This is a genomic window from Pseudomonas wayambapalatensis (assembly GCF_049942315.1).
In the GTDB taxonomy this organism is placed as follows: Bacteria; Pseudomonadota; Gammaproteobacteria; order Pseudomonadales; family Pseudomonadaceae; genus Aquipseudomonas; species Aquipseudomonas wayambapalatensis.
Genome location: NZ_JBNFMU010000193.1, coordinates 1 through 6992, shown reverse-complemented (window position 1 = coordinate 6992; position 6992 = coordinate 1). Strand labels below are relative to the sequence as shown.

Sequence of the window (6992 nt, the reverse complement as noted above, 5' to 3'; positions counted from 1 at the left end):
CTTCGCGGGCAAGCCCGCTCCCACAGAAACGGTGTGATGCTCAATACAGCACTGCACTTGTGGGAGCGGGCTTGCCCGCGAAGAGGTCACCACTGATCGATGGGCCTACTCTACCCAGCGCAACGTCCGCTGAAAACCGATAAGATTGCGACAACTCGTCAGGAAAACTCACAAGTCAAATGCCCCAGGACCTCCCTCCCCTCAATGCCTTGCGCGCCTTCGAGGCCACAGCCCGACTGAACAGCGTCAGCCAGGCCGCCGAACAGCTGCACGTGACGCACGGCGCGGTGAGCCGGCAGATCAAGGTGCTCGAGGAGCACCTGGGCGTTGCCCTGTTCGTCAAGGATGGGCGTGGCGTCAAACTCACAGATGCCGGGGCTCGCCTGCGTGATGCCAGCTTCGATGCCTTCGATCGCCTGCGCAGTGTGTGCGCCGAACTCAGCCGCGATGTCAGCGATGCGCCCTTCGTACTGGGATGCTCCGGCAGCCTGCTGGCGCGGTGGTTCATTCCCCGGCTCGGGCGTTTGAAGGCCGATCTGCCTGAGCTGCGTCTGCACCTGTCGGCCGGAGAGGGCGATCTGGATCCGCGCCGCCCGGGGTTGGATGCGTTGCTGGTGTATGCCGAGCCGCCGTGGCCCGCCGACATGCAGGTGCATGTACTGGCCGAGGAACGTATCGGGCCGGTGCTCAGCCCGCACTTTCCCGGCTTCGAGCGCCTGTGCCAGGCCCCTGCACGTGCGCTGCTGGGTGAAGCCTTGCTGCATACCACCTCGCGTCCACAGGCGTGGCCGACCTGGGCCGCGCAGCAAGGGCTGGACGCCAGTGCGCTGACCTTCGGCCAGGCATTCGAGCACCTGTATTACCTGCTGGAGGCTGCGGTGGCGGGTTTGGGGGTGGCGATCGCGCCGCAACCGCTGGTGGCGTACGACCTGCGTGGCGGACGCCTGGCGGCGCCGTGGGGCTTTTCACCGACGCCAGCGGCGTTGGCGCTATGGGTGCCGCGGCGCGCCGCAGATGGGCGCGCCGAGCAGCTGGCGCAATGGCTGCGCCAAGAGTTGCAGGCGCAAGCTTAGTTGCGACGGCACAGCAGGTAGGCGGCGAGCAGACCCAGTGCGCCAACGGCTACGCCAGCCGTGGTCCAAGGGTGTTCCTGGGCGTAGTCACGGGTTGCGATGCCGGTTTCCCGGGTGCGGGTCTTCACTTCTTCGTAGGCGTCGGTCAGCAGGCTGCGCGAATGCTTGAGGGCGTTCTGGGCGTTGCCGCGCAGGGCCTTCATGGTTTTCTGCGTTTCCTCCGAGGCATCGCCTTTGAGGTCTTCCAGCGTCTTGAGCAGGCTTTCGATCTCCGCTTCCATGCTTTCCAGTGAGGTCTTGCGCAGTGCGTTACGGGCCATGTGGACTCTCCTTCGCTGAGTAGGGTGTAAAGAGTGCGACTGCGCCCTGTGCCGAAAGTGCGATCGAACTTTCGCCCGAGGCGATGGCTCGCAGGTAAACCGGGCCTGCGCTGCTAGGCTCAATCCAGCACATCATTCAAGGAGAGTGTTCATGTCCGATCATCACACCTACAAGAAGATCGAGCTCGTCGGTTCCTCGCCCACGAGTATCGAAGATGCGATCAACAATGCCCTGGCCGAAGCCGGCAAGACCATCAAGCACCTGGAGTGGTTCGAGGTGGTCGATACGCGTGGCCATATCCGCGACAACAAGGCTGCGCATTTCCAGGTCACGCTCAAGGTCGGGTTCCGCATCGCCAACAGTTGAAACAGTATGGGGATAGCCTGTTCCTGAGTTATGGCGTATGACTTCCAGGGGCACCGGTATACGCCGGTGCTCTATGCTGCTTTTTTGATCCGCATAAGGAACGATGACGATGAAGAAAGTGTTTCTGGCAGTAGGCCTGATGATGTTGGCCGGTGGTGCGATGGCGGCAGGTAAGCCGTGCGAGGAGCTCAAGAGCGAAATTGCAGCCAAGCTCGATGCCAAGGGGGTTCAGGGGTATACGCTGGAGATCGTCGACAAGGGCACCCCTGCCGGCAAGGTGATCGGCAGCTGCGAGGCCGGGACCAAGGAAATCGTCTACCGCCGGGGTTGAGGCGTAAATCCGAACACAGCACCTATAGGAGCAACTGTCTGATTCAAAATCTAAAGGCCAGCCTAATCTCTGTGGGAGCGGGCTTGTCCCGCGAACACGGGCGTAGCCCGTGCCAGGCAGCGCGGTGTCTTTTTCTCGGGCAAGTCGGAGCGCCGAACCGCCGCTCCCACAGGGGTCGGGCTGGCCTTTAGATTTCGATTAAGACAGTTGCTGCCACATATGGCATTTACTCGCCCTTCAACGCCTGCGCCAGCAGCTCGTACGAGCGCACCCGATCGGCATGCTCATACAGGTCGCAGGTGAAGATCAGCTCATCCGCGCCGGTCTGCTCCAGCAGCACCTCCACCTTCGCCCGCACCTTCTGCGGGCTGCCAATCATCGCCAGCCCAAGGAAACTCGCCACCGCATCACGCTCATGGGGCAGCCACAGGCCGTCCATGCTCTGCACGGGTGGGCGCTGCATCAGGCTCTGGCCGCGGATCAGCGCGAGGATGCGCTGGTAGACCGAGGTCGCCAGGTATTCGGCCTTCTCGTCGCTGTCCGCCACCACCATCGGGATGCCCAGCATCACGTAGGGCTTGTCCAGCGTTGTCGACGGCTTGAAATGGTCGCGGTAGATGCGGATCGCCTCGTGCATGTAGCGCGGGGCGAAGTGCGAGGCGAAGGCGTATGGCATGCCGCGCATGCCGGCCAGTTGCGCGCTGAACAGGCTTGAACCCAGCAGCCACATCGGCACTTCGGTGTTGTGGCCGGGCACGGCGATCACTTTCTGATCGTCGGTACGTGGGCCGAGGTAGCGCGACAGCTCCTCGACATCGTCGGGGAAGTCGTCGGCGCTGCCAGAGCGCTCGCGGCGCAGGGCGCGGGCGGTCATCTGGTCGGAACCGGGCGCACGGCCCAGGCCCAGGTCGATGCGGCCGGGGTAGAGGCTGGCCAGGGTGCCGAACTGTTCAGCGATCACCAGCGGCGCATGGTTGGGCAGCATCACCCCGCCCGAGCCGATGCGGATGCGCGAGGTGCCGCCAGCGAGATAGCCCATCAGCACCGAGGTCGCCGAGCTGGCGATGCCGTCCATGTTGTGGTGTTCGGCCACCCAGAACCGGTTGTAGCCGAAACGCTCGACGTGCTGCGCCAGGTCCAGTGAGTTGCGTAGCGACTGGGCCGGGCCGGCATCGGCGCGCACCGGCACCAGGTCGAGGGTGGAAATCTTCAGGTCACGCAGCTGCGTCATCGGAGCCTCCGCAGGAAATTGGTTGGCCAAGGGCCTTTGTGACTCTGTATGGGCACCCTGCGATGGATTCAATGATTGACCATGGATTGATCTGAACTTGCTGTAGGCAGTGTCCTCAGAATCCGTAGTGACACCCAATGAACATCCAGGAGGCATCATGAAAAAGACAGCATCGGCGATCTGGCAGGGAGGGCTCAAGGATGGCAAGGGCCTGCTGTCCACCGAGAGTGGCGCCCTCAAGCAGAACCCCTATGGCTTCAATACCCGCTTCGAAGGATCGCCTGGGACCAACCCCGAGGAGCTGATCGGTGCGGCCCATGCGGGCTGTTTCTCGATGGCGCTATCGATGATGCTGGGTGAGGCCGGGCTGACGCCCGAACGCATCGACACCGTCGCCGAAGTCAGCCTCGACAAGCAGCCCGATGGCTTTGCCATTACCGCCGTGCATCTCACCCTCAAGGCCAAGGTCCCCGGTGCCAGTGAGGCGCAGTTCCAGGAGATTGCCAACAAGGCCAAGGCGGGATGCCCGGTGTCCAAGGTGCTCAACGCGACGATCAGCCTGGATGCGACGCTGCTCTCGTAGGTGAGGCTTTGCTTGCTGTAGTCTGGAAGGGTCGGCAGCTTGCCTGCCCTTTGAGGAGCCGTTCCATGATCCGCGTAGCATTCGCCGTTCTGGCCTCGTTGCTGGCCACCTCCGCGCTGGCGGCAGTCAAGCCGTGCGAGGAGCTCAAGGCCGAGATCGAGGCGAAGATCCAGGCGGCCGGGGTGCCTTCCTACACCCTGGAAATCGTGCCGAACAGCGAGGTCAGTGATCCGAACATGGTCGTTGGCAGCTGCGATGGCGGGACCAAAAAGATCATCTACCAGAAGAACGACCAATAGCCGTCGTTGCAGCGGGGTCGCAGCGCGACCCCGTTGTTCATGGGATGCAGAAGATGTTGCTCGGCTCGTCCACCAGCACCTGGCGGTTGGCGTCGTACAGGTATACCTGCGGCTGCATCGCCGGGGCCCGGGCTTCGAGGCGATAGCGCTCACCGGCCTTGAAGTTGTCGAAGCGCACGGTCAGGTAGCAGGTGCGCTCGGTCGGGCTCGTGGTGAAGAGCCCGGCAGTCAGCTCGTAGTCGAAGCGCACCACCAGTTCATGGCGGCCCGGCGTGAGCTGGAAGTACCGGCCGTCGTCGAGGCGCTTGCCATCGAGCTTGTCGGCCATGATGGTACGACCGGGGGTGACGGTATAGAGGTCGACCCAGGCCTGGGCCGGGTCTTTGGGTGGCAAGGGGCTGGCGCAAGCCCCCAGTGCACTGAGGGCGATCAGCATCATGGGCTGGCGCATGATGAAACTCCGCTTGCGGGTCACAGACTACAAGCATAGCGCTGATCAGGTGCGCTGACAGCCCGCTGGCAGGCCTTGGCCTATCAGTTTCTGCTGTTCGTCATAGAGTTTCACCCAAGGCCGGAAGCCAATGCTGCCGGCTTGCAGGCTGTAGCGCTGGCCTGCGCTGAAGTCCTTGAAGGTGAGGTTCAGTTGGCAGTCGCGCCACAGTGGTTCGTCGACTGGGCCGATATTGCTCGGGGTGACCGGAAACTGGTAACGCACCGTCAGTTCGTGGCTACCCGGCGGCACTTCGAAATAGCGGTTGTCGGCCCAGTCGCGCTCGTCCACCTGCACGGCGTGCAGCGAGGTGTCGTCGTCGCGGGCGAGGTCGATCCAGGCCTGGTTGGGGTCGGGGTCGGGCAAGGTGGAGCAGGCGCTCAGCAGCCCGAAGGTGCCGACGGCAAACAGTGTACGCATGGCGAAAAGGCCCTCTGGCGAGATAGTCTTGGAACGCACAGGCCTTGAGCGGGATGAACAGCCCTGATGTTTCGACTTTTTCTGCTACAGCGCTCAGGCCACCGGGCTCTCGACCGCGTTTTCAGCCCTTTTGTTCCGCTGCTGGCCGCGCTCCTGCTGAGCGGTTGCGGCAGCCTCGGCTACTACGGCCAGCTGGCCGAAGGGCAATGGCAACTGCTGCGTGCACGCCAGCCAGTGGAGCGGGTGCTGGCCGACCCCACGACGGACGAACGGCTGCGTCAGCGTCTGCTGCATGCCGAACAGGCCCGCACTTTCGCCAGCGAGCACCTGAAGCTGCCAGACAATCGCAGCTACCGGGTGTACGCCGATCTCGGGCGGCCCTATGTGGTGTGGAATGTGTTCGCCACGCCGGAGCTTTCGCTGCAACCGGTCACCCACTGTTTCCCCATCGCCGGTTGCGTCGCCTACCGCGGCTACTACCGCCAGGGCGCTGCGCGCGGGGCAGCGGCGCTGATGCGCGAGCAAGGGCTGGATGTGTACGTCGGGGGTGTCGAGGCTTACTCGACCCTGGGCTGGTTCGACGATCCGATTCTCTCGTCTATGGTGGGCTGGGGCGAGGAGCGCCTGGCCACGCTGATCTTTCACGAACTGGCGCACCAGCGCTTCTACGTGAAGGACGACACCGAATTCAACGAGTCCTTCGCCACCTTCGTCGAACAGGAGGGCACGCGGCAATGGCGCATGGCGCGTGGGCTTGCGGCGGCTCACGAGGATGGGGCGCGGCAGCGTGAACAGTTCATCCGCCTGGTGCTGGCGAGTCGCGAGCGTTTGCAGGCGATCTACGCTGGGACGCTTGCTGATGCCGACAAGCGAGTGGCCAAGCAAGCCGAGTTCGCGCGATTGCGACGTGAATACCGCGAGCTGCGCGATCGGGACTGGGCCGGTGACCGCCGCTATGACGCCTGGGTGTATGGGCCGATGAGCAATGCCAAGCTGCTGCCGTTCGGCCTGTATGACCAGTGGGTGCCGGCGTTTGCGGCGTTGTTTCGTCAGGCTGGTGGGGACTGGACGACGTTCTATCAGCGGGTCGAGCACTTGGGGCAGCAGCCGATCGATCAGCGAAAAGCGGCGTTGCAGCGGTTGATGGTCCAGCCGTGAGATGCCGGGGCCGCGAGCGGCCCCGTAGCCATCAAGCCTTGATGAACGCCTGGTGCAAATCCGCCACCGTGTCGAAATGAAACGCCGGCGCCTCGGCCACCAGCTCTTCGCGGCTGCCGAAACCGTATCCCACCGCCACGGCCTGCAACCCGTTGCTGCGGGCGCCGATCAGGTCGTGCTTGCGGTCACCGATCATCAGGGTCTGCGCCGGGTCCAGCCCTTCTTCGTCCAACAGATGGCGGATCAGCTCGACTTTGTTGGTGCGGGTGCCATCCAGCTCACTGCCGTAGATCACCTTGAAATGCCGGTCGAAAGCAAAGTGCCGGGCGATCTCGCGGGCGAACTCCCAAGGCTTGGAGGTGGCAACGTACAAGGTGCGGCCCTGGTCGTTCAGGGCTTGCAGCAGCTCTGGCACGCCGTCGAATACCAGGTTCTCGTACAGGCCGGTGACGCGGAAGCGTTCGCGGTAGAAGTTGACCGCCTCCCAGGCCTTGGCCTCGTCGAAGCCGTAGAACTGCATGAAGGCCTGCAGCAAGGGCGGGCCGATGAAATGCTCGAGGCGGGCCAGGTCGGGCTCGTCGATACCTAGTTTGGCCAAGGCGTACTGGATCGAGCGGGTGATGCCCTGGCGTGGGTCGGTCAGGGTGCCGTCGAGGTCGAAGAGGATGTTTTGCTGGTGCATGTATGCGGGTCCACTCAAGTCTTGCGTCGACTGCTTCG

The 6992-nt window shown here is 63.5% G+C and carries 11 protein-coding genes; 6 read left to right on the top strand and 5 right to left on the bottom strand.

The window, feature by feature from the left end:
* Positions 1-179: 179 nt before the first annotated feature.
* On the top strand, positions 180-1073 hold the full coding sequence (locus ACPZMI_RS15545) for a LysR family transcriptional regulator (RefSeq protein ID WP_426352591.1): 894 nt from the start codon (positions 180-182) through the stop codon (positions 1071-1073).
* Here the strand turns inward: ACPZMI_RS15545 and ACPZMI_RS15540 are convergent.
* Positions 1070-1393: an ElaB/YgaM/YqjD family protein gene (locus ACPZMI_RS15540; RefSeq protein WP_054893393.1), complete on the bottom strand. Its 324-nt coding sequence runs from the start codon at positions 1391-1393 to the stop codon at positions 1070-1072. The two genes, ACPZMI_RS15545 and ACPZMI_RS15540, sit on opposite strands and share 4 nt — an antisense overlap.
* 151 nt (positions 1394-1544) lie before the next feature.
* On the opposite strand from ACPZMI_RS15540, the gene ACPZMI_RS15535 reads away from it, so the two are divergent.
* A complete protein-coding gene (locus tag ACPZMI_RS15535) occupies positions 1545-1760 on the top strand; it encodes a dodecin (protein ID WP_426352590.1) in 216 nt (71 codons plus the stop codon).
* A 109-nt stretch (positions 1761-1869) separates the two neighbouring features.
* Positions 1870-2091, top strand: a complete 222-nt coding sequence (locus ACPZMI_RS15530; protein ID WP_054893391.1) for a DUF1161 domain-containing protein — start codon at positions 1870-1872, stop codon at positions 2089-2091.
* A gap of 226 nt (positions 2092-2317) precedes the next feature.
* Here ACPZMI_RS15530 and ACPZMI_RS15525 read toward each other — a convergent pair whose 3' ends face one another.
* A complete protein-coding gene (locus ACPZMI_RS15525) occupies positions 2318-3322 on the bottom strand; it encodes an LLM class flavin-dependent oxidoreductase (protein WP_426352589.1) in 1005 nt (334 codons plus the stop codon).
* 157 nt (positions 3323-3479) lie between these two features.
* On the opposite strand from ACPZMI_RS15525, the gene ACPZMI_RS15520 reads away from it, so the two are divergent.
* Together ACPZMI_RS15520 and ACPZMI_RS15515 are read left to right on the top strand one after the other, a co-directional pair.
* Positions 3480-3905, top strand: coding sequence for an OsmC family protein (locus ACPZMI_RS15520; RefSeq protein ID WP_186669999.1), 426 nt, complete (start codon positions 3480-3482; stop codon positions 3903-3905).
* A gap of 65 nt (positions 3906-3970) precedes the next feature.
* Positions 3971-4204, top strand: coding sequence for a DUF1161 domain-containing protein (locus ACPZMI_RS15515; protein WP_186669998.1), 234 nt, complete (start codon positions 3971-3973; stop codon positions 4202-4204).
* Between the two features lie 37 nt (positions 4205-4241).
* On the opposite strand, the gene ACPZMI_RS15510 is transcribed toward ACPZMI_RS15515, so the two are convergent.
* Both ACPZMI_RS15510 and ACPZMI_RS15505 read right to left on the bottom strand, forming a co-directional pair.
* Entirely contained in the window at positions 4242-4655 is a 414-nt protein-coding gene (locus tag ACPZMI_RS15510) for a PA0061/PA0062 family lipoprotein (protein WP_186669997.1), read from the bottom strand.
* 45 nt (positions 4656-4700) lie between these two features.
* A complete protein-coding gene (locus tag ACPZMI_RS15505; protein WP_186669996.1) occupies positions 4701-5114 on the bottom strand; it encodes a PA0061/PA0062 family lipoprotein in 414 nt (137 codons plus the stop codon).
* 66 nt (positions 5115-5180) lie between these two features.
* On the opposite strand from ACPZMI_RS15505, the gene ACPZMI_RS15500 reads away from it, so the two are divergent.
* On the top strand, positions 5181-6272 hold the full coding sequence (locus ACPZMI_RS15500) for an aminopeptidase (protein WP_186721099.1): 1092 nt from the start codon (positions 5181-5183) through the stop codon (positions 6270-6272).
* 31 nt (positions 6273-6303) lie between these two features.
* Here ACPZMI_RS15500 and ACPZMI_RS15495 read toward each other — a convergent pair whose 3' ends face one another.
* Positions 6304-6954: an HAD family hydrolase gene (locus ACPZMI_RS15495; protein ID WP_426352588.1), complete on the bottom strand. Its 651-nt coding sequence runs from the start codon at positions 6952-6954 to the stop codon at positions 6304-6306.
* Between the last annotated feature and the right edge of the window lie 38 nt (positions 6955-6992).